Source organism: Salinigranum salinum, from assembly GCF_009176545.1.
Lineage (GTDB): Archaea > Halobacteriota > Halobacteria > Halobacteriales > Haloferacaceae > Salinigranum > Salinigranum salinum.
In genome coordinates this window covers 28,638-49,925 of the sequence record NZ_VTOJ01000001.1, presented here as the reverse complement: position 1 = coordinate 49,925, position 21,288 = coordinate 28,638, and the positions used below count along the sequence as shown (strand labels likewise).

At 69.3% G+C, this 21,288-nt stretch carries 22 protein-coding genes; 9 read left to right on the top strand and 13 right to left on the bottom strand.

Annotated elements, in window-relative coordinates; genetic code table 11:
* The first annotated feature begins 4 nt into the window (after positions 1-4).
* Positions 5-1,006 carry an alpha-ketoacid dehydrogenase subunit beta gene (locus FZP69_RS00215; protein WP_152039393.1) on the top strand — a complete coding sequence of 334 codons (1,002 nt, stop codon included), beginning with the start codon at positions 5-7 and terminating at the stop codon, positions 1,004-1,006.
* Positions 1,003-2,652, top strand: a complete 1,650-nt coding sequence (locus FZP69_RS00210) for a 2-oxo acid dehydrogenase subunit E2 (RefSeq protein ID WP_152039392.1) — start codon at positions 1,003-1,005, stop codon at positions 2,650-2,652. Before FZP69_RS00215 ends, FZP69_RS00210 begins: the two co-directional genes overlap by 4 nt.
* Before the next feature lie 96 nt (positions 2,653-2,748).
* On the opposite strand, the gene FZP69_RS00205 is transcribed toward FZP69_RS00210, so the two are convergent.
* Entirely contained in the window at positions 2,749-2,967 is a 219-nt protein-coding gene (locus FZP69_RS00205; protein WP_152039391.1) for a hypothetical protein, read from the bottom strand.
* Positions 2,968-3,458: 491 nt separating this feature from the next.
* Between FZP69_RS00205 and lpdA the strand changes: the two genes are divergently transcribed.
* Together lpdA and FZP69_RS00195 are read left to right on the top strand one after the other, a co-directional pair.
* Positions 3,459-4,886: a dihydrolipoyl dehydrogenase gene (gene lpdA / locus FZP69_RS00200; protein WP_152039390.1), complete on the top strand. Its 1,428-nt coding sequence runs from the start codon at positions 3,459-3,461 to the stop codon at positions 4,884-4,886.
* 447 nt (positions 4,887-5,333) lie between these two features.
* Entirely contained in the window at positions 5,334-5,951 is a 618-nt protein-coding gene (locus tag FZP69_RS00195; protein WP_152039389.1) for a hypothetical protein, read from the top strand.
* Positions 5,952-6,058: 107 nt separating this feature from the next.
* Here the strand turns inward: FZP69_RS00195 and serB are convergent, their stop codons facing one another.
* The 3 genes from serB to FZP69_RS00180 all read right to left on the bottom strand — a co-directional run bounded on the left by serB (position 6,059) and on the right by FZP69_RS00180 (position 8,588).
* Positions 6,059-6,721, bottom strand: a complete 663-nt coding sequence (serB, locus tag FZP69_RS00190) for a phosphoserine phosphatase SerB (protein WP_152039388.1) — start codon at positions 6,719-6,721, stop codon at positions 6,059-6,061.
* Positions 6,722-6,835: 114 nt separating this feature from the next.
* Positions 6,836-7,783: a zinc-dependent alcohol dehydrogenase gene (locus FZP69_RS00185; RefSeq protein ID WP_152039387.1), complete on the bottom strand. Its 948-nt coding sequence runs from the start codon at positions 7,781-7,783 to the stop codon at positions 6,836-6,838.
* Positions 7,784-8,033: 250 nt separating this feature from the next.
* A complete protein-coding gene (locus FZP69_RS00180) occupies positions 8,034-8,588 on the bottom strand; it encodes a metal-dependent hydrolase (RefSeq protein ID WP_152039386.1) in 555 nt (184 codons plus the stop codon).
* A gap of 63 nt (positions 8,589-8,651) precedes the next feature.
* Here FZP69_RS00180 and FZP69_RS23160 point away from each other — a divergent pair, with 63 nt between their 5' ends.
* The gene (locus tag FZP69_RS23160) at positions 8,652-8,780 is read left to right on the top strand and encodes a hypothetical protein (RefSeq protein WP_275689327.1); all 129 of its coding nucleotides are present in this window, start codon (positions 8,652-8,654) and stop codon (positions 8,778-8,780) included.
* Between the two features lie 16 nt (positions 8,781-8,796).
* On the opposite strand, the gene FZP69_RS00175 is transcribed toward FZP69_RS23160, so the two are convergent.
* Genes FZP69_RS00175 through FZP69_RS00165 form a run of 3 tightly spaced genes read right to left on the bottom strand, consistent with a single transcriptional unit; the run spans position 8,797 to position 10,856 of the window.
* Entirely contained in the window at positions 8,797-9,429 is a 633-nt protein-coding gene (locus FZP69_RS00175; protein WP_152039385.1) for a DUF1641 domain-containing protein, read from the bottom strand.
* A gap of 14 nt (positions 9,430-9,443) precedes the next feature.
* Complete coding sequence (locus FZP69_RS00170) at positions 9,444-10,586, bottom strand: NAD(P)/FAD-dependent oxidoreductase (RefSeq protein ID WP_152039384.1); 1,143 nt, start codon at positions 10,584-10,586, stop codon at positions 9,444-9,446.
* Positions 10,587-10,619: 33 nt separating this feature from the next.
* On the bottom strand, positions 10,620-10,856 hold the full coding sequence (locus FZP69_RS00165) for a sulfurtransferase TusA family protein (protein ID WP_152039383.1): 237 nt from the start codon (positions 10,854-10,856) through the stop codon (positions 10,620-10,622).
* Between the two features lie 196 nt (positions 10,857-11,052).
* On the opposite strand from FZP69_RS00165, the gene FZP69_RS00160 reads away from it, so the two are divergent.
* Positions 11,053-11,754, top strand: a complete 702-nt coding sequence (locus FZP69_RS00160) for an SDR family oxidoreductase (protein ID WP_152039382.1) — start codon at positions 11,053-11,055, stop codon at positions 11,752-11,754.
* A gap of 30 nt (positions 11,755-11,784) precedes the next feature.
* On the opposite strand, the gene radA is transcribed toward FZP69_RS00160, so the two are convergent.
* The 4 genes from radA to htpX form a co-directional block, all read right to left on the bottom strand.
* Entirely contained in the window at positions 11,785-12,816 is a 1,032-nt protein-coding gene (gene radA / locus FZP69_RS00155; RefSeq protein ID WP_152039381.1) for a DNA repair and recombination protein RadA, read from the bottom strand.
* Between the two features lie 194 nt (positions 12,817-13,010).
* Entirely contained in the window at positions 13,011-13,466 is a 456-nt protein-coding gene (locus tag FZP69_RS00150) for a hypothetical protein (RefSeq protein ID WP_152039380.1), read from the bottom strand.
* Between the two features lie 233 nt (positions 13,467-13,699).
* Positions 13,700-14,326: a PspA-associated protein PspAB gene (pspAB, locus tag FZP69_RS00145; protein ID WP_152039379.1), complete on the bottom strand. Its 627-nt coding sequence runs from the start codon at positions 14,324-14,326 to the stop codon at positions 13,700-13,702.
* 6 nt (positions 14,327-14,332) lie between these two features.
* Complete coding sequence (gene htpX, locus FZP69_RS00140; RefSeq protein WP_152039378.1) at positions 14,333-15,217, bottom strand: zinc metalloprotease HtpX; 885 nt, start codon at positions 15,215-15,217, stop codon at positions 14,333-14,335.
* A 488-nt stretch (positions 15,218-15,705) separates the two neighbouring features.
* Here htpX and FZP69_RS00135 point away from each other — a divergent pair, with 488 nt between their 5' ends.
* The 3 genes from FZP69_RS00135 (at position 15,706) to FZP69_RS00125 (ending at position 18,670) form a co-directional block, all read left to right on the top strand.
* Positions 15,706-16,596: an NAD-dependent epimerase/dehydratase family protein gene (locus FZP69_RS00135; protein WP_152039377.1), complete on the top strand. Its 891-nt coding sequence runs from the start codon at positions 15,706-15,708 to the stop codon at positions 16,594-16,596.
* A gap of 102 nt (positions 16,597-16,698) precedes the next feature.
* On the top strand, positions 16,699-17,412 hold the full coding sequence (locus FZP69_RS00130; protein ID WP_152039376.1) for a phosphoribosyltransferase: 714 nt from the start codon (positions 16,699-16,701) through the stop codon (positions 17,410-17,412).
* Positions 17,413-17,536: 124 nt separating this feature from the next.
* A complete protein-coding gene (locus tag FZP69_RS00125; protein ID WP_152039375.1) occupies positions 17,537-18,670 on the top strand; it encodes a 60S ribosomal export protein NMD3 in 1,134 nt (377 codons plus the stop codon).
* A 164-nt stretch (positions 18,671-18,834) separates the two neighbouring features.
* On the opposite strand, the gene FZP69_RS00120 is transcribed toward FZP69_RS00125, so the two are convergent.
* Positions 18,835-19,026 (bottom strand): UPF0175 family protein, encoded by a 192-nt coding sequence (locus FZP69_RS00120; RefSeq protein WP_152041469.1) that lies wholly within the window; start codon positions 19,024-19,026, stop codon positions 18,835-18,837.
* Positions 19,027-19,368: 342 nt separating this feature from the next.
* The gene (locus FZP69_RS00115; protein WP_152039374.1) at positions 19,369-21,267 is read right to left on the bottom strand and encodes a helicase C-terminal domain-containing protein; all 1,899 of its coding nucleotides are present in this window, start codon (positions 21,265-21,267) and stop codon (positions 19,369-19,371) included.
* Positions 21,268-21,288 lie beyond the last annotated feature (21 nt).

Below are 21,288 nucleotides of genomic sequence, written 5' to 3'. Positions count from 1 at the left end.
CATCATGAGCACCAACTCACAGACGCAGAACCTCACCCTGGTCCAGGCGGTACGGGACGGTCTCTACACCGAGATGCAACGCGACGACGACGTGATCGTCCTCGGGGAGGACGTCGGGAGGAACGGCGGCGTCTTCCGCGCGACCGAGGGCCTGTACGACGAGTTCGGCGGCGAGCGCGTCATCGACACGCCGCTGGCCGAGTCGGGCATCGTCGGCACCGCCATCGGGATGGCCGCCTACGGCCTCAAGCCCGTCCCGGAGATCCAGTTCTCCGGCTTCATGTACCCCGCGTTCGATCAGATCGTCTCGCACGCCGCCCGCCTCCGCACTCGCTCGCGGGGCCGGTACACCTGCCCGCTCGTCATCCGCGCCCCCTACGGAGGCGGGATCCGCGCGCCCGAACACCACTCCGAGTCGAAGGAGGCGTTCTACGCGCACGAGGCCGGCCTGAAGGTGGTAATCCCCTCGACGCCGTACGACACCAAGGGTCTCCTCATCTCCGCGATCCGCGACCCCGACCCCGTCGTGTTCCTCGAACCGAAGCTCATCTACCGCGCGTTCCGCGGCGACGTCCCCGAGGAGGCGTACACGGTGCCGATCGGCGAGGCGCAGATCCGACGGGAGGGGACCGACGTCTCCGTCTTCGTCTACGGGGCGATGACGCCCCGCACGCTGGAGGCGGCGGAGAATCTCTCGGAGGAGGCGGGAATCGACTGCGAGGTGGTCGACCTCCGGACGGTCTCCCCACTCGACCGCGAGGCGATCGTCGACTCGTTCAAGAAGACGGGCCGGGCGTGCGTGGTCCACGAGGCACCGCGGTCGGGCGGCCTCGCGGGGGAGATCACCGCCACCATCCAGGAGGAGGCGCTCGTCTACCAGGAGGCGCCCGTCGTCCGGGTGACCGGCTACGACGTCCCCTACCCGCTGTACGCGCTGGAGGACTACTACCTGCCGTCGGTGGCTCGCATCGAGGACGGCATCAGGGAGGCGGTCGAGTTCTCATGATCCAGGAGTTCAAACTACCCGACGTCGGCGAAGGAGTCGCAGAGGGCGAACTGGTCGCGTGGCACGTCGAACCCGGGGACAGCGTGACCGAGGACCAGGTCGTCGCCGAGGTCGAGACCGACAAGGCGCTCGTCGAGGTGCCGTCGCCGTACGACGGAACCGTGGCGGAACTGCGGGCCGAGGAAGGCGAGATCGTCCCGGTCGGCGCGGTTCTCATCACGTTCGACGTCCCCGACGAGGACGAGGACGACGCCGAGCGTGAGGACAGCGACGCCGACGCGGGCGCGGCGACGCCCGAGATCGAGACCGAGGCCGAGACCGGAGATGGAGACGGAGACGCCGACGAGCCCGAACCGGCCGCACGGGTGTTCGCCCCGCCGAGCGTTCGCCGCCTGGCGCGCGAGGAGGGGATCGACCTCGCGACGGTCGACGGGAGCGGTCCCGGCGGACGGATCACCGAGGGCGACGTGCGAGCGGCGGCAGCGGCCGACGAGACGGACGAGACCGCCGACGGCGACGGCGCGGGTACGGGCCCCGCCGCGGTGAGTTTCAGCGGTCGCTCGGCGACGTCGCGGGGCAACGAGAGTGACGAGACGGACGCGACCGAACCGACCGACGCCGACACCGCTGCCGGGACGACGATGGGTCCGGAGCCCGCGGACCGCGACCGGACGCTGGCCGCACCCGCGACCCGAAAGCTCGCCGACGAGGAGGGCGTCGACCTCGACGACGTCCCCGCGTCCGAGCAGCGCGACGGCGAGGCGTTCGTCACCCCCGACGACGTCCGGGCGTACGCCGACGCTCAGCGGGCGGCGCAGGCGGCCGACGCGGCCGCCGTCTCCGCGGACGCGACCGGGGACGGGGAGACCGTCACCGCCGTCGAACCCGTATCCGAGACGGGAACGGGCGCGGAACCGCCCGCGACGACGGACGCTGGAGCCGCCGAAGGGGACGCGGACGAGCGGATCCCGTACCGCGGCGTCCGCCGGACGATCGGCGAGCAGATGCAGCGCTCGAAGTTCACCGCGCCGCACGTCGCCCACCACGACACGGCTGTCGTGGACGACCTCGTCGCCCTGCGCGCGGAGCTGAAACCCCACGCCGAGGAGCGTGGCGTCTCGCTCACCTACATGCCGTTCGTAATGAAAGCCGTGCTCAAGGCGCTGCAGGAGTTCCCGATGCTGAACGCGACGCTCGACGAGGAGGCGGAGGAGATCGTCTACCGCAAGGAGTACCACTTCGGCGTCGCCGTCGCCACCGACGCGGGGCTGATGGTCCCCGTCGTCCGCGACGTCGACAGGAAGGGTGCGGTCGAGATCGCCTCCGACCTCGGAGGACTGGTCGAGCGGGCCCGCGATCGGTCGATCTCGCGCACGGAGATGCAGGGGAGCACGTTCACGCTCACCAACTTCGGCGCCATCGGCGGCGAGTACGCCACGCCGATCATCAACTACCCCGAGGTGGCGATTCTGGGGCTGGGCGCGATCGAACAGCGGCCGGTGGTGGAGGACGGCGAGGTCGTCGCCCGGCACACCCTGCCGCTGTCGCTGTCGATCGACCACCGCGTCGTCGACGGCGCGGAGGCCGCCCGGTTCACCAACCGCGTCATCGAGTATCTGGAGAACCCGCGGCTGTTGCTGTTGTGACCGGGTGAGTCTCTCACCTCGTTCTGCCGGTTTTTTCGACAGCCGGGGGGAGCAGCGTCGTGAGCACGGAGAACGTCTGCAGCAGATGACGATGCGCTATCGATCTCGCCCGGGGGTTGGATCGATGTGATGGACGGCGTCAGGGGAGAGAAGACGCCCGGACGGCAGTTCGACCCACCCGTTCATCAGCAGTCGCAGCGCTCCGTCGTGTAGCACGACCTCCTGTTCCCGGTCGGCGTAGACCACTGCATCCGGATACTCCTTGGCGAACTCCTCGGCGATTTCTCCCCACGCGGACTCCGTCGAGATCACCATACCGAGACGTCAGTGTACCAGCTAAATAAAACGGATCCACCGGTCCTGACGTGCCGGTACGCACCCTGCATTCAGCAACGACCGTCCTCACAATCGGCTGCCAGACACTCCGGTCGGTGGCGGCGGCGAGGTTTCGGCTGACCGACGAGGACGGAGTCACGCTGTTCCGGAGACACGGTGTCTGCGAGCGGGACGAACAGCGCACAGAGACGGTCGCCGGGGCGCTGAAGCCACGGCCCTCCCCAAGCCGATTCGATTCCCTCGTTCGCGGTGCTCGTTCGGTCGCTCGTCCCTCGCTCGCGGGCCGCGCGGACGAGCCCACGCGACGCCGCGCGCCACCGCACGCCGAGTAGCGTGATGGGCACGAACTTCTCGCGTGGATACTCGACGGAGACAGCCGAGTCACGGCCGACCTGTCCGGCGCAGTCGACGCCGAGAGCGAACCCTGCCGCGTGGCGTCATTTTAACTCGGTGGGCGGGAAGACCGGACCATGGTCGTCGGAGACATCTCCACAGGGACCGAAGTACTGGTCATCGGTGCCGGCCCGGGCGGCTACGTCGCCGCCATCCGCGCCGCCCAGAAGGGACTCGACACGACGCTCGTCGAGCGCGACGCGTACGGCGGCACCTGCCTCAACCACGGCTGCATCCCCTCGAAGGCGTACATCACGGCGACGGGGCTCGCCCACCGGGCCGGCCACGCCGAGGAGATGGGCATCCACGCCGATCCGGTCGTCGACATGGCGGGGATGCGCGACTGGAAGGACGGCGTCGTCGATCGGTTGACGAGCGGCGTCGAGAAACTCTGCAAGGCCAACGGCGTCAACCTCGTCGAGGGGGTCGCCCGGTTCGACGGGCCGAACAAGGTCCGGGTCGCCCACGGCGGCGAGGGGCAGGGCTCCGAGAGCATCGAGTTCGAGCACGCCATCGTCGCGACGGGATCGCGGCCGATGGAGATCCCCGGCTTCTCGTTCGACGACCTGCCCGTGCTCTCCTCGCGCGACGCGCTCGCGCTCGAGACCGTCCCCGACCGCCTCGTCGTCGTCGGGGCGGGCTACATCGGGATGGAGCTGTCGACGGTCTTCGCCAAACTCGGGGCCGACGTCACGGTGGTCGAGATGCTCGACGACGTCCTCCCGGGCTACGAGGACGACGTCGCGCGCGTGGTCAGGAAGCGCGCCGAGGAACTGGGCGTCGACTTCCACTTCGGCGAGGGTGCGACGGAGTGGCGCGACGGCACCGACGGCGGCATCGTCGTCGCGACCGAGACCGACGACGGCGAGCGCACCGAGTACGCCGCCGACTGGGTGCTGGTCGCGGTCGGGCGCGAACCCGTCTCGGACACGCTCGACCTCGAGGCCGCAGGCGTCGAGACGGACGACCGCGGCTTCGTCACCACCGACGAGCAGGCACGGACGAACGTCGACTCGATCTTCGCCGTCGGCGACGTCGCCGGGGAACCGATGCTGGCACACGTCGGCTCGAAGGAGGGGATCGTCGCCGCGGAGGCTATCGCCGGCGAACCGGTGGGGCTGGACTATCAGGCGATCCCCGCGGCGGTGTTCACCGACCCCGAGATCGGTACGGTGGGCATGACCGAGGCGGAGGCCGCGGAGGCGGGCTTCGACCCCGTCGTCGGGCAGATGCCCTTCAACGCGTCGGGGCGCGCGCTGACGACGGGACACACCGACGGGTTCGTCCGCGTCGTCGCCGACGAGGAGACGGGGTTCGTCCTCGGGGGACAGATCGTCGGCCCCGAGGCGTCGGAACTCGTCGCCGAACTCGCGCTCGCCGTCGAGATGGGTGCCACGCTGGAGGACGTGGCGGCGACGATCCACACCCACCCGACGCTCGCCGAGGCGACGATGGAAGCGTGCGAGAACGCGCTCGGCCAGGCGATCCACACGCTCAATCGCTGACGCCCTCCGGCTGATCTCCCGCCCCCGCCCCCCCGAACGGTCGACTGGACTGGCGAGCCGTCGAGTGGGCTGCCGAACGGTCGGTGGGGCTGCCGAACTACCGTCGCCGCGCTGACTGGCGCTGCCCGTGATCCGTCTACCGGAGACCGGGGACCAGGGACCGGAGACCCGTCGGTCTCCGTCGTCGTGGGTGTCTATCCACAAAAGGGGGGAGTTCCCTTACGAGGAACCGCGTACCCCGGTAGTACGATGGGGGGGGGAGAGGGGTCGGCGGTGCCTCGACTGTGGTGAAGGCGGGTGTGTGCTTGAGCGTTGACACGGACATATGAGGGTCCGTCGTGTCGACCAAACGTCAGGATCGAGGGCGTCGACGTCGACGCCGGTCCGGTTCTCGCCGGACGGCGACGGCCCCGATACTTAACACCCCTGCGCGGAGAACCCGTGGCCATGGCGGGTGAGACCCGAGCCACAGGGGAGGCGGTGGAGCTTCGTGTCCGGCTGTACGAACTCCTGCACCGGAAACTCGAACGCGAGCGAACCGCACGCATGACACGGGCGACGCGCGGCGGTCTCCTGGTCGCGGTCGTCTTCGGCTTCGCGATCGTCTCCGGCGACCTGCGATTCATCGCGCTCACGCCGCTCCTGTACGGCGTCGTGGCGATGGACGGCCTCAAATCGACGGTGAAGATCCTCTACCTCAACCACCACCTCGTCCGGGTCGAAAGCGGACTCGGTGAAGAGGAGCCGCTGTACGACTGGGCGTCGCGTCACGGGGTGTTCGGCGACATCCCGCGGATCGAGGTCGCCGACTTCGACCTGAACGAGATCCCGACCATCGCGCTCGTCGTCTCGGTCGCCGCCGGCTACGTCGGCCTCGTCGTCCTCGCGGTGCGGACGTGGAACACGACGCCCGACGGGGCACCCGGCCTCGCTCCGCCGGTGTCGGTCGACGTCCTGCTCGTCGGCTACGCCACCCTCACCGTCGTTTTGCTCGTCATCAGCGGCGTCGGCTACCTCCACCTCCAGCGGCTCAGTCGGGACGTGGCACGGGGCCGGACGTCGTGACGGCGGCGGTGGTGACGACGGCGGTGGTGACGACGGCGGTGGTGACGACGCCGGCAGCGACGCTGGCCCCCCTGGCCCCCACGTCCCGACGTCGGCGGTGACGTCCCTCACTCCTCGGTCGCCGTGGCTCGCAGGAGCCCGCGCTCTTCGAACACCTGCGCGAGGCGGTCCATCGACGCGACGACGACGTCGCAGTGTGGGCGGACGGCCGGTTTGGGGAGGTAGCCGACGGCGAGACCGGCCACCTCGAGCATCGGGAGGTCGTTGGCGCCGTCACCGACGGCGACGGTCTTGCCCGGCTTCACGCCGAGTTCTTCGGACAACCGTTCGAGTTCGCGGTCCTTCGTTCCCTCGACGAGTGGTCCCTCCACGTCGCCGGTGAGCCGCCCGCCCCGGACCGGGAGACGGTTCGAGACGATGGTGTCGACCGCGTCGCGGACGCCCTCCCGTTCCAGTGCGCGTACGACACCTCGCTCGAACCCGCCGGTCAGGATCGCGACGTGGTGGCCGTAGTCGTCGAGTCGGCGGAGGAGATCCGCGGCTCCGGGCCGGAGCGTGACCTCGCCGTACGCCTCCTCGGCGCGCTCTTCCTCCAGACCCTCCAGCAACGACGCCCGTTCGCGCAGGCTCGCCGCGTACGAGAGTTCGTCGTTCATCGCCCGCTCCGTGATCCGTGCCATCTCGTCGGCGACTCCCTCCCGTTCGCCGAGCAACACCGTCATCTCCGACTCGGAGAGCGTCCCGTCGAAGTCGAACGCGATCAGCTTCATACCGGGTAGAGGCGGGTGCGCGATTTGAAAGCTTAGGTCTCGCCACTGCTCACGGAACCGGTGGGCTGTGGGGTGCTGTCGGATCCCGTCCGTTGTGCGTCGGTCCGCCGCGTCTCAGTACTCCAGGAGCACCTGCAACGCCTCCTCGGGCGTCTGATCGAGGAGCCGGTACGCCCGGGGGGCGTCTTCGACGGGCAAGCGGTGGGTCACCAGCTCCGAAGGGCCGAGCTCCGAGAGGAGGTCGACCACGAGATCCAGCCGGCGCTCCTTGTCCCACCGGCCCGCGTGGTCGGTGTCGACCCGCGAGACCTGACTGGACTGCAGGCGGATGTGGCTCCGGTGGAAGCGTCCGCCGAGGTCGAGCGTGGTCCGTTTGGAGCCGTACCACGAGCCGACGACGACCCGGCCGTCGTCGCCGGTGGTGGCGATGGCCGCGTCGAGCGCCGCCGGGTTCCCCGACACCTCGTACGCGAGGTCGGCGCGGCCGTCACCCGTCTCGAAGGCCTCCCCGGCGTCGTCGGGTGGGCGACTCGCGTCGGCACCGAGCGCCCGCGAGCGCTCTCGGCGGCTCTCGCAGTGGTCGAACGTGACCAGTCGAGAGAGCGGAAAGCGCGCGAGCAGTGCGGTCGTGAGGAGGCCGACGACGCCCTGGCCGAACACCGCCACGCGCTCGCCGATGTTGGGATCGCCGTCCATGACGAGGCTCACGGCGGTCTCGACCATCGCGAGGAGGACGGCGTCCTCGTCGGCGACGCCCGGCGGGACGCGGACGAGCGCCTCCGGTGGGACGCAGAAGTGACTGGCGTGGGGGTGAAAGGCGAAGACGCGGCGACCGATCCACTCGTCGTCGACGCCCCCGCCCGCGGCCGTGACCGTGCCCACGGTGGCGTAGCCGTACGAGAGCGGGTAGGTGGCGGCGCCGTTGAGCGAGTCGATGGTCTCGTCGATCGGCATGTCGTCGGGGACCTGGTCGCGGTAGACGAGGAGTTCGGTCCCCGGGCTGATGGCCGACAGCGTCGTCTCGACCCGCACCTCGTCGTCGTCGGGAGTCTCGACCGGCATGCGAGTGACCTCCACACGACCCGGGGCGACGAACCGGACCTGCCGGCCCGAGTGATCGCTCCCGCGACCGGCCTCGGCTCCGCTCTCGGCGGTCACCGACGACCCTCCGAAACCACGGTCTGCACGTGCATAACCGCACGTAGGGGTGGTTCGGGGTAAAGCTGTCGCGCGGTGTGAACGTCACGGGCACGACCGTCGCGGCGGTCGGAGCCGGGATCACGACGCGACGCGGACGCGACGCGGACGCGGCTCAGACGATCCGTTCGAAGTACGGCGGGAGCCGTTTTCTGAGCAGGGTGTAGGGGACTGCGACGGCGACCGCGGCCGCACAGAGCAGTCGGACGCTCCCCGAGAAGAGGACGAGTCCCGGGAGCGCGCCGACGAGCGTCAGGCCGAGGTCGCGAGCGGAGCCGTCGTATGGCACCCAGTAGCGCGCACGGAACCACCGTCTCCGGAGGTGGAAGTACACCGCGTCCGTGCTGGTTCGCTCCCACGGACGCATCTCCTCGCCGGCCCCGAACGCGTCCATCCCCGCGTGGACGGCGCCCGCGACGAGAAACGCCGCGACCGCGACGGTCGCCGACGACGGCGCGAGCGTGGCGAGGGCGACTGCGGGGAGCGCGACGATCCAGCCGACGACGGGGAAGTGGAGCGTCTTCCGGTGGGTCCCGACGAGGAGGTCGAGGTCGGGGAAGACGCCGCCAGCGAACCCCGCGAGCGCGGCGACGGGAGCGAACTCCGGGGCGACGACGAGCAGCGGTGCCGTCACGGCGACGCCGACGACGGCGTGGGTGGTGACCATCATGTGACGGGGGCGGCGACGGGAGGCAGGCAGTCGGCGTAACTGTCGGATCGATTGGATGACACGGTGGGGTCAACGGGTGGTGACCGCCGTGGCTGTCCCCCGGACGGTAGCGGTGCAATCGTCGGCGTCGACGCCGTCGCCGACGCCGAGGCGGTCGCGGGCATCGCTCGACCGGACGTACTCGACCGGTAAAGGTCGCGCGGACGGGTCAGGGCTGGCGGCCGACGGCGCGCGCGAGCGCCAGCAGGTAGCCCAGTCCCGCCTGCACCTCGGGGTCCCGCGTCGCCCGCAGGAGACCGACGGCACCGACGCGGTCGTGTTCGACGGTCTCGGCGTCGCCGACCGCCCGAACCAGCCGCGTGAGTCCGCGAACCGCCTCGGGATCGGCCGCCTCGTCGGCGACCTCGCCCAGCCGCGACCCCGTCCGGGCGAGTTCGGCCACCATGTCGTCCTCCAGCGCCGCCGTCAGGAGCGTCAGGGCGTCGGCGAGCCCGACGAGTTCGTCGAGCGTCCCCGCGCGCTGGAACGTGACCAGCGTCTCTAACGCATCGGCGAGTTCGTCGCCGTTCTCGCCGACGAGCGTGGCGAGTCTGACGGTCTCGTCGGTGGCGAGGCCGTCGCCCGCCTCGGCGAGCGTCGCGGCCGTCCCCGCGAGTTCGGCCACCATGTCGTCTTCCAGTGCCGACGTCCCCAGGGCGACCACGTCGAGCAGTTCGTTCACCGCGTCGAGGTGGCGGACGAACGCGGCGACGGCGTCGGGGTTCTCCGCGATGGCTGCCTCGAGCGAGTCGTACGCGGAGGCGTCGAGCGCCTCCCGCGTGGTCTCGGATGATTCACTCATACACCGTCACCCCCTCAGAGGAGCCCCCTGGCCGTGAGCCAGTACGACTCGTTGTACGCGAGCTTCGCCCAGTGGACCGGGCGCGACTCCGGCCGCATGTACGGTTCGTTGGCGTAGTCGAACGAGACGAACGTCGCCTCGTCCATACCGGCCTCGAGGAAGCAGACGACCTTGCCGTCGTACGTCGCCGTTGGGACGCCGCCGTGGACCAGCGCGGTGAGCCGGTCGGCGACGACGCCCGCCTGGTAGTGTGCGGCGCTGCCGGCCTTCGGCGCGGGCACGTCCGTCGCGTCACCGAGCGCGAAGACGTCGTCGGCGCCTTTCGCCTCGAGCGTGTTCCTGTCGACCGCGACCCAGCCGTCGTCGCCGAGGCCCGCCTCGCGGATCATCGGCACGCCGTCGTGCGGCGGGATGGTGACGAGCAGGTCGTAGTCGAGTTCTTCGCCCTCCATCGACTGCAGTACCTGTGCGTCGACGTCGACCGATTCGACGTTGAAGAACGTCTCGGCGCGGATGTCGCGCTCGTCCATCCGCGGGGCGGCCCACTCGGCGATGGTGGGTTTGCCGTGGACGCGCTGGATCGGGTACGTGTACGTGATGTCGACCTGCTCTCGAACGCCACGCTGGCGGAACCAGTCGTCGGCCATGAAGACGAACTCCAGCGGTGCCGCGGGGCACATGTGGGGGGTGCCCACGACCGAGAGCACGAGGTGCCCCTCGGTGAAGTCGGCCAGTGCGTCGCGGAGCGCGAGCGCGCCCTCCTCGCTGTAGAAGTCGTGGCCCGCCTCGGCGAGGCCGGGGACCTCGTCGGGGACGATGCGCGCGCCCGTCGCCAGGACGAGGTAGTCGTATCCGAGCGTGTCGCCGCCGTTCAGCGAGAGCCGTTTTCGATCCGTGTCGATCGCCTCGACGCGCGAGAAGCGCAGCGAGACCCGACGGTCGACGAGCTTTGTGATCGGGCGCACGCCGTCTTCGGGGTCGCGCTTGCCGAAGGCGACGTACAGCCAGATCGGCTTGTACACGTGGTTCTCGCTCTCGTTGACGAGCGTTACCTCGACGTCGCCCGCGTCGATGTCGGGGGCGAGTCGGTCCGCGAGCCGGTTCGCCAGCACCGAGCCGCCAGTGCCAGCGCCGACGATGACGATGTTTTGTGTCATATGTGTGGATGGATGGGTGGGACGACGAAACTGTCAGGCGACCTCGACGTAGATGCTCCAGTAGTCGTCGTGTTCGACGATGTCGAGGAGTTCGTGGCCCGCCTTGTCGAGCCACTCGGGCACGTCGTTCGTCGAGTTCCGCTCGGAGGTCTGGAGTTCGATGACGGTCCCCGAGTCGGCCTTCTTGATCTTGCCGATGAGGTCCATCAGAGGACCGGGGCAGCCGGCACCGCGCGAGTCGATCGTGGTATCGGGAGTGAGTGTGCTCATGACTACAGATGGAGTAACTCGCCGACGGGAGATAATATTGTGCAAAGGTTCCAAGATACTGGGAAACAGCACTCGACGAACCCGGCGACCACGAAACCGAGATCACGAAACCGGCGACACCGGCGACACGAATCCCGACCGTCGGATCCTCGACGGGGTTCCGACGATTTATGAGAGCCGCCACCGAGCGTCGATCATGGACCCAGAGAAGGTCGCCATCGTGACGGCGGCAGGACGCGGGATCGGCGAGGCGTGCGCGCGACGACTGGCGGCCGACGGCTACGTCCCCGTGCTGTTGTCGAAGTCGGGGGCGGCGGTCGACGTCGCCGAGGAGCTCGGCGGGGTCGGCTTCGCGGGGTCGGTCACGGACGCCGACGACCTCGCCGCGCTGGTCGAGGCCGCACGCGACCGGTACGGACGCATCGACGCCGTGGTGAACAACACGGGCCACCCCCCCAAGGGCGACCTGCTCGACATCGCCGACGAGGAGTGGCACGCGGGGTTGGATCTGGTCCTGCTGAACGTCGTCCGGCTGGCACGACTGGTCACGCCGGTCATGCGCGACGGCGACGGGGGGAGCTTCGTCAACATCTCGACGTTCTCGGCGTACGAGCCGAGCCTGGACTTCCCCGTCTCGTCGGTGCTCCGTGCCGGACTCGGAGCGTTCACCAAGCTCTACGCCGACCGCTATGCACCGGAGATCCGGATGAACGCCGTCCTCCCGGGGTTCGTCGACAGCTACGAGGTGGACGACGAGACCCGGGAGCAGATCCCGATGGAGCGACCGGCGCGGACGGACGAGATCGCTGACACCGTCGCCTACCTGTGTTCGCCGGCGGCGAGCTACGTCACGGGACAGAACATCCGGGTCGACGGGGGTCTCACCGACTCGGTCTGAGCCCGAGCGCTGTCGGCGGCTAGGTTCGCGTCACTCGGGTTTGAGCCCGCCGTCCTGGACGCGCATGACTGCCTCGCCGTCGGGGAGGTTGGGGGCGTCGACGAGCCGGACGATCCGCTTGTCGCCCTTCGACTTGCGGAGGTACATTCTGAACGTGGAGGTGTGGCCGAGAATGTTGCCGCCGATCGGCTGAGTGGGGTCGCCGAAGTACGAGTCGGGGTTGGAGGCGACCTGGTTGGTGACGAGGACGACGCTGTTGTAGAGGTTGCCCACGCGCATCAGGTCGTGGAGGTGTTTGTTGAGCTTCTGCTGCCTGTCCGCGAGCTGGCCACGGCCGACGTACTCGGCGCGGAAGTGCGCCGTCAGCGAGTCCACACACAGGAGCCGGACGGGCCACTCGCTGTCCTCGTGCTCGGAGGCGATCTCCTTGGCCTTCTGCGCGAGGAGGATCTGGTGGTTGGAGTTGAACGCCTTCGCGACGTGGATCCTGTCGAGGAAGCTGTTGACCAGTTCCTCCATCGTCTCCTCGTCGCCGGGCGACCCCTCGATCTCGCGGTCGTCGAGCGTCGCCTGGATCGCGTCGTCGTCGAGCCCGCGGACCATGTCGTCGATCCGCTCGGGACGGAACGTGTCCTCGGAGTCGATGAAGATACAGCTCCCCCGGAGGCCGCCGACGTCGGTCGGGAGCTGGACGTTGACCGCCATCTGGTGTGTCACCTGCGACTTGCCCGCGCCGAACTCGCCGTACACCTCGGTGATCGACTGCGTCTCGAGCCCGCCACCGAGCAGGTCGTCGACCTCGTCGACGTGCCACGAGAGCTTGCCGATCTGCTTGCGCCGTTCGAGTACGGCCGCGCCGGTCTCGAAGCCGCCGATGTCCGCCGTCTTCCGCGCGGCGTTGATGATGTCCGACGCGGTGGAGTCGCCGATGTCCGCCGTGTTCGACAGCTCGGCGGGGCTCGCGACCGCGATCGACTGGTAGCTCTCGAAGCCCGCTTCGACTAGTTTGTCCGCCGTCGCCGGTCCCACGCCGGGGAGGGACTCGAGGTCGTCGTCTGGCATGTACACGTCCCTTCCGCCCGATCGCACATAAAGCCTCGTTAACAGCAATGTGAAAGTGAAAACGAACGACTCCGACGGGACGACTGGCGAGGGATCACTGGGTTCAAAGGGGAACGGGCACGGGACAGCCCTGTGGAGTCAGCGCGTGCCCCGCGAGGTCAGTTCAGTGGCTGCTCCGTCGAGCCGGAGCCGACTCAGATCCGGAGGTGAGCTGCGGGGCTCCACGGCTGGCCGACGCGGCGGAACCGATGGTAGAGGTAGACGGGTCCGAAGGCGACGGGCGAGAGCACGAGGCTCCCGATCAGGACGAAGACGAAGCGGGTCATCACCACGGAGGGCGTGGACGCGCCGGGGAACAGGAGCGCCGAGAGCGCGACGAACGCGGGGAGTCCCCCCCAGAGGAGATACCGCAGCGGGTCAGGTGCCCAGTCGGCCCCGCAGGTCGACGCGAGGATGGCGTCGGTGTCCATGTACAGGCCGACGATCCCGAGCGCCCCCACGGGGACGTAGAGGAGCGCGGCGACGACGGCGAACAGCGTCTCCATCGCCGTGTAGTGGCTGACGGCGATCGCGCCGAGCGCGCCGAAGAAGGAGAACTGGACGGCGACGAGCAGGTAGGCCCAGTGAGGAGAGACGTCGACGCGTGACACAGCGTTGGATAGCGAATCGGACGAAATAGGCGTTGCGGCGACGGGCGGGCAGCCGACCGATCCGTCGCAGTGAGAGCCGCGGCGTGCCGCGAACGTGGGCGGGACCTGCGTCCGCCGCCCGGTCGACGGACCGTTCGCCGATCGCTCTCGCCCGACAGCGAGTCGTCGAGAGCCGCCGCCCCGATCGTTCTACCGTTCGCTCGTCGATTCACGACCACTCGACTGGAACCAGCTCACTCCCAGGGATGCTGTCCGGCGCGGTCGGGCCAGAGCGGGTACCAGTACCCCTCGTCGTCCTCGACCGTGAGCTCCCCGTCGAGGACGGCCTGGAGCTTGAACTCCCGTTTCGAGTCGCGCGAACTCGTTCCGGTGGGGACGAACGGGTAGTACGCCCCCCGACGGAAGGAGTACACCCAGTAGACGTAGCCGTCCCGACCGCCGCCGTCGTCGCCGTCGCGTTCGAAGGCGAACAGCGCGGCCAGCAGCCGAGAGCCGTAGCCGCGCTCGACGAACTCGTCGGCGGCGAAGTGCACCGACGTGACGAGATCCTCGGGGTCCTCGTCGTGAAGAACGAACCAGTGGTAGCCGTAGTCGTCGCTGTGACGCCAGTGATCGGTGCCGGTCTCTTCCTTCCCCGCATCGAGGATGGTCTCGACCTCCTCTACCGTGGATGCGAAGTCGGTCGAGTCGACGTTGGAGAAGCAGAGCGCGGCCTCACCGGCCGAGGGACAGCCGAGGTCGGCCGCCATCGTGAGGTACGCTGTCGACATCCCGAAGAGGTCCTCTGGGTCGGCCGCGCGGGTCGCGTCGGCCTCGGCGCTGGTGCCGAAGATCGACCGAATGGAGTCGAACAGGCCCATGCGGTTCTACCGTGACTCCATCTCCCGCTCCAGCTCGCGCAGGCGTTCGACGCGCCTGTCGGTCGAGGGGTGCGTCGAGAACACCCGGCCGATGAAGTCGCCCTTGATCGGGATGACGAAGAAGGCGTTCATCTCTGACTGCTCACGGAGGTCTTTCTTCGGGACCCGCTCCATCCGTCCCTCGATCGTCACCAGGGCGGAGGCGAGCGCCGATGGCTTGCCCGTGATGACGGCTCCGCCGCGGTCGGCGGCGAACTCGCGGTAGCGCGACAGCGCCCGGATCAGCAGGAACGAGACGATCCACACCACGAGCGACACCAGGATGGCGACGATGACGGGCGCGCCGCCTCGTTCCCTGTTGCCGCCGAGGAACCAGCCCCAGCGGACGATGAGGAACGCCAGCGTCGAGAGGAACGACGCGACCGTCATCACCATGACGTCGCGGTTCTTGATGTGGGCGAGTTCGTGTGCGAGGACGCCCTCGAGTTCGTCGTCGTCGAGGCTCCGGAGGATGCCGCGGGTGACACACACCGTGGAGTGCTTCCGGGATCGTCCGGCGGCGAACGCGTTGGGGATGTTGGTCTCGGCGACCGCGACCTTCGGTTTCGGGAGGTCGGCCTGCTGGGACAGTCGGGAGACCATCCGGTGGACCTTCCGCATCTCCGCGTCCGCCTCGTCCTCCTCGACGACCGTCGCGCCCATGCTGTACAGCGCGAGCTTGTCGCTGAAGAAGAACTGTGCGAACAGGAAGAGTCCCATGAACACGACGACGGGGAGGAGCCGTCCGAAGTACAGGCTCAACACGCCGACGAAGACGATGTAGAGGGCGAACAGCAGGAACATGGTGAGGGCCATTCGACCCCGAAGCCCCCAATCTGGTTTCCACTGCATGGGAGTGTCTACTAGCTCGACGGCATAAACCCTGCCGGGTCACCCCGTCCCCTTCGCCCGGCCGGTCCGTGCGGCGCGAACGATCACACTGTGTCGTGTTCACATTCGACTCTCTTCCCGTGACAAACGAGTACGAAGCGAGTAAATCGCGTGACGAACGGCGGGGGATACGTTCACGTGTAATCCGTCCGCACACAACCTACGAAAGATTATTATAGATCCACACGGGATTAGAGGATATGGCCGTTGGTCAAACACTCCAATCGGCGTACCACACGTGCAGTTGCGGGAAGTCCTTCGACACGACGGAGGCACTCCTCGCACACGCACGAGAGGTACACGGATTCACCCCGTACTGATACGGGTTCGCCCCCGTACCGACGGGGATCGGGTGTCGGCGACGCCCCGGCGCTGACGGGGCGGTGTCGCCGCCGCGACGGCACGCGGCTTCGAACGGGTTCTTCTGACGTCACGCGCTAGTCGCGGCTATGGAGACCGCACTCGTCACCGGCGGCCTGGGGCGGTCGGGCCGCTGGATCGTCGACCGACTCGCGGGCGACTACGACGTCGTCTGCGTCGACTACGAGCAGCCGGGGTTCGAGGTGCCCGAACGCCCACACGTCGACTTCCGCGCCGCCGACCTCGCCGATCGGGGGGCGGCGCTCGACCTCCTCGCCGACGTCGATCCCGACGCGGTGGTCCACTGGGCGGCCATCCCGTCGCCGACGCGACACCCCGGTGGCGAGGTGTTCGAGACGAACGTCCTCACGACGTACAACGTCCTCGTGGCGGCCGGACGGGCGGGCGCGCGGACCGTTTGGGCCTCGTCGGAGTCGGCGTACGGCTGGGCGTTCGCGCGCGAGAAGACGCTCCCCGAAGAACTCCCGGTCACCGAGTCGCACACGACGCGGCCCGAGGACCCCTACGGAACCTCGAAGGTCGCGGGCGAGGAGGTGGCGAAGATGGTCGCGCGACGGTACGACGTCCCCGTGACCTCGATCCGACCGTCGTGGATCCAGTACCCCGGCGAGTACGCCTGCCGCGACGTCGCACGTGAGGGGCTCGAGGGTGGCGCGGGCAACTTCTGGTCGTACGTCGACGTCCGTGACGTGGCCTCGCTGGTCGCGAGCGCGCTCGACTCCCGCGTCGAGGGTCACCACGCGGTCCACGCCGCCGCGGCCGACAACTACCTCGGGCGACCGACGCGCGAGGCCGTCGAGGCGTTCTTCGGCTCCGTGCCGGACGACTGCACGGTCGACGGCGAGCAATCGGCGCTCTCGACGGCCCGAGCGGGGGAACTGTTCGGCTGGACGCCCGCACACTCGTGGCGCGAGGCCGCGGACGAGTCGGTCGAGACGCCGTCGTTGCTGGCCGAGTGACTGCGAGGAGGGGACCGTCGCGACGGCCCACGACACCGCCGTCGCGACCCGCCGCCGCGAGGCGCGGCCAAGAACTTTAGCGCCGGTCGGCGTATCAGTGGTATGTTCGCCGACAGGACCGAGGCGGGTGGACGACTCGCCGACCGACTGGCGAGCGAGGGCGTCGAGGCCGATCTGGTGTTGGCCATCCCGCGCGGGGGGCTCCCCGTGGGTCGCGCGGTCGCCGACCGGCTGGGCGCGCCGCTGGACGTCGTCGTCGCGGTGAAACTCGGCGCGCCGGGCAACCCAGAACTCGCCGTCGGCGCGGTCGCCGGGGACGGGAGCGTCTGGACGAACGACGACCTCGTCTCGCGGCTCGGCGTGCGCGACGACTACCTCCAGGAGGAACGAGCGCGCGGGCAGGCGGCCGCCTCGGAGAAGGTCCGCCAGTACCGCGGCGGCGACCCCCTGCCACGGCTCGACGGGCGACACGTCGTGATCGTCGACGACGGCCTCGCGACGGGGGCGACGGCGCTCGCGTGCGTCAGACAGGTCCAGGCCGCCGGCGCAGAGCAGGTGACGCTCGCGGTGCCGGTCGCCGCCCCGGAGTCCGCGGCACGCGTCCGCGACGCCGGGGCCCGGGTGGTCGCCGTCGAGACGCCCGAGATGTTCGGTGCCGTCGGGCAGTACTACCGCGACTTCCGGCAGGTCCGCGACGCGGAGGCGCTCACGTACCTCGACGGTGCGGGTGCGACCGGGAGCGACGCCTCGGACGAAGACGGCGGCGGGAACGATCCGGAGGGTGAGCACGGTGACGACGGGGACGGGGAGACGTGAAAGACAGCACGGGCGGCCTGGCGGACTCTGGCGGACTCTGGCGGACTCTGGCGACGAGGCCTGATCCGATCGATCCGACGTCGGGTTCGCGGGGCTTAACCACGCTCGGCTGCTACCTTCGCGTATGACTGACGCGGCGTCGCGCGAGTTCTGTCCCCGCTGTGGCGACCCGGTCCCCGAGCGGTCCGAACCCCTCCCGGGTCAGCCGCGCGACCGGGACGCGGTGCTCTGTAACGCGTGTTACTTCGCCGACTTCGACCTCGTCGACGCGCCCGACCGCATCGAGGTGCAGGTGTGTTCGGGCTGTGGGGCGGTCCATCGGGGGAACCGGTGGGTCGACGTCGGCGCGGAGGACTACACCGACATCGCCGTCGACGAGGTGTCGTCGGCGCTCGGCGTCCACCTCGAGGCCGAAGGGGTCGAGTGGGGGATCGAGGCCGAACAGGTCGACCAGAACACCATCCGGATGCACTGTCACTTTTCGGGCGTCGTTCGGGGGACGTACGTCGAGGAACGGGTCACGGTCCCGGTGTTGATCGCGCGCGGCACGTGCGATCGCTGTGGCCGCATCGCAGGCGGCTACTACGCCGCCGAGATCCAGGTCCGTGCCGACGATCGAACGCCGACGACCGAGGAGCGGACGCGCGCCGTGGAGATCGCCGAGGCGTACATCGCCGAGCGCGAGGCCACGGGGGACCGCAACGCGTTCATCTCCGACGTCACCGGAACCGACGACGGGGTCGACCTGAAGATCTCGACGAACCAGATGGGCGGCGGCATCGCCCGACGCATCACGCGCGAACTCGGCGGCAGCGTCGAGGAGTACCCGACGCTCGTGACCGAGGACGGCGACGGCAACGAGGTGTACAGGGTCACGTTCGCCGTGCGGCTCCCGCGCTACCCGCCGGGGACCGTCGTCGATCCCGGCGACGGCGACGGGCCGGTGCTCGTCCGAAGCGCACGCCGCCGGCTCAAGGGCGTGCGACTGGCGACGGGCGCGAGTTACGAGGCGGCGTACGACGAGGGGATCGCACCCGACGCGCGACGCCTCGGCACGCGCGACGACGCCGCGGAGACCACCGTCGTGACGGTCGAGGACGACCACGCGGTGCAGGTGCTCGATCCGGAGACGTACGAAGCGAAGACGATCCCGCGCCCGGACTACTTCGATCCGTCGGCCGAGACGGTGCCGGTGCTCAAGAGCCGTGCGGGACTGCACATCCTGCCCGAGAACGGGCCGGGAGACGACGATCGCTGAGGCGGGGACGCGAGCACGGAGAGTGGGCCGGGAGCGGAACCGGGCGCTCCGATAGAGACGGTTGCAGAGACGGGGACGTCCGGCGAGCGAACGCGCCCATCGGCGGGGCGTATGACGTGACGAGCCGGGAGTCGGTGGTCGGTCGAGACCGTGAGCCGTGCCGGTCAGTCGGCGCGAGCGGGGGTGTTGTCCGGCGACGTGTGGGAGGCGAACGACTCCCGAATCGCGATGCCGTGCTTGCCGAGCACGTGGATCATCTCGCGCTCCGAGCAGCCCGCCCGGTGTGCGGCCTGTGTCAGCGAGAGTGTTCCGCTCCGGTACAGGGTCAGCGCCGTGGTGAGGGCGTGGGTGTGCATCGTCGTACGATTGTTCATACAGATCCCTGGTTGTTAAGTATATCGTGAGATACCGTGTCAGTCGCGCAGTTACTTGCGGACTAATTTACGTTTATGACCACTTTTGTCCGGTAATCGGTCGACAAACAATCACCATAATAAACGATCATGTTTAATACGATAGCAGAGAGTCGTCTTCGATCGAAGTTCGTTCTCTTTGTCACCTATGTGGTGTGGTGACACAGGGCGGAACTGGGTCGCGAAGTGGACGGTGGATGGGCGAGGAACGGACGACGGTGGCGACGAGTGTCCGGGGACGCGAGACGGCCGCTCGCGACTCGTCCGTCGGGGTGCGGGGCCGCCTCACTCGCCCCACACGTCCGACAGTGGGTGGCGTCGCCCCCCGTCGGCGGCGTCGGTCTCGGACGAGGACGAGGTGGAGGAAGACGCGTCCCTGGACGAGCGGCGGGACGACGAACCGGATCGCGATGGTGCGTCAGACGTGGCCGCGGTGGAGCGGGACGGACTGGCGGACGACGCGTCCGTGCCGTCGCTGGCGGACGTCCGCGAGCTGTCGTCGACGCGGCCCGGTGTCGGCGCAGCGTCCACCCCTTCGAGGGCCGCCGCGGGGTCGAAGTCGGGTAACGCGGGCGTCGACATCGCGTCGACCTGCTCGCGGAACCACGGCGGGAGGTCCGCGCTGGCGCGGTCGAACAGGTCGAGGAGACTCGAATCCGCGAGGTACGTCGCGCCGTAGTCGTCGGGGGCGCGGACGACGCGCCCACACGCCTGGATCACCGTCCGGAGCGCGGCGCGGTGGTACCACGCCCACTGTCCCTCTTCGAGCCGGCGCGCGACCCGCGAGTCGGACGTGTTGAGGTACGGCGCCTTGCAGAGGACCTGCCACCGACACAGGTCGCCCCGGAGGTCGAGCGCCTCCTCCATCTTCACCGAGAGGAACAGGTCCGGGTCGGTAGACGCCTTCCACGCCTCCAGCGCCGCGTCGCGGTCTTCCCGCGAGTGGGCGCGGACGCGCGGCGCGACGCCCATGCCGGCGAGCCGTTCGTGGAGTCGTTCCTGGATGCTGTAGGAGTGACAGTGGACGAGTCCCTTCTCGTCGGGGTGTTCGGCCATGAGGCGGACGAGGAGGCGGGCGATCTTCGGGATCGTCTCGTCGCGGTGGTCGAACGTCATCTTCCCCTGCGTGACGTCGTACAGCGGGCGGTGTTCCAGCGGAAAGGTGTGCGGGACGTCGACGAGCGCGACCCGGTCGGGGTCGAGGCCGACGCCGCGGCAGAACGAGTGCTTGTCGAGGATGGTCGCCGACAGCAGGGCGAAGCGGTTGCCGCGGTCCCAGACGGTGTGTTTCAGGTAGCGCGCGGGGTCGAGTGGTTTGATCTGCAGGCGCGAGCCAGCACCGTCGGGCTGGTCGACGACCCACGTCGTCGGCGAGGTGGGGTCGCGCGCGTCCTCGACGAACCACTTGAGCTCCGAGACGAGCTCCTGCAGCCGGTCGCGGCGCGCCGCGTCGTCGGGCGACAGTTCGGGTTTCGCCAGGAGGTCGTCTTTCGCGCGCGTACACGCCCCGACGAGGGCGTCGGCGAACCTCACGGTCCGTTCGAGTGGGTCGTCGGCCTCGTCGACGGCGGGCACGCGGAGGTCGTCCCAGATGGGGACCGTCCGGGGGCCGAGGTCGATCGTCGCGTACATCTCCGCCCACTCCGCGAGACCGTGCGCCTCGTCGATCACGACGACGTCGCGCTTGCGGAAGACGTCGGAGCCGGCGGTCTGCATGAAGTACGCGAGCGTCATCGCGGCGATCCGGCGGTTCGAGGCGATGGCGCGCGCGGAGTAGTACGGACAGCGGTGTTTGACCGAACAGTCGAACCCTCGCTGGCGGGCACACGGTGCCCGGTTGACGGGAGTGTTCTCCTCCCCGTCGAGGATGCAGTCGTAGTTGCGCTTGCCGCGGATGACCTGGAAGTCCTCCAAGAGGGGGTCGGCGGCGACGTCGTCGAGCTGCGACACCTGCGGGGTGGTGTAGTACGCGTCCGTCGCGTCCCGCGGCCGCGACGCCTCGACGGTCGCCGCCGCCCCGCAGATGGCCCGTGCCAGGAGTGACTTCCCGCTCCCGGTCGGCGCGCGCACGAGGACGACCTCGTTGCCGGCGGCGAAGGCGTCGCGGATGTCGTGCAGGGCCTGCTCCTGGGCGCCACGGTAGGAGGGCGCGGGGAACTCGTCGACGATGCGGGCAGGGTCCACACGCGAGGATGGTGGCTGTGG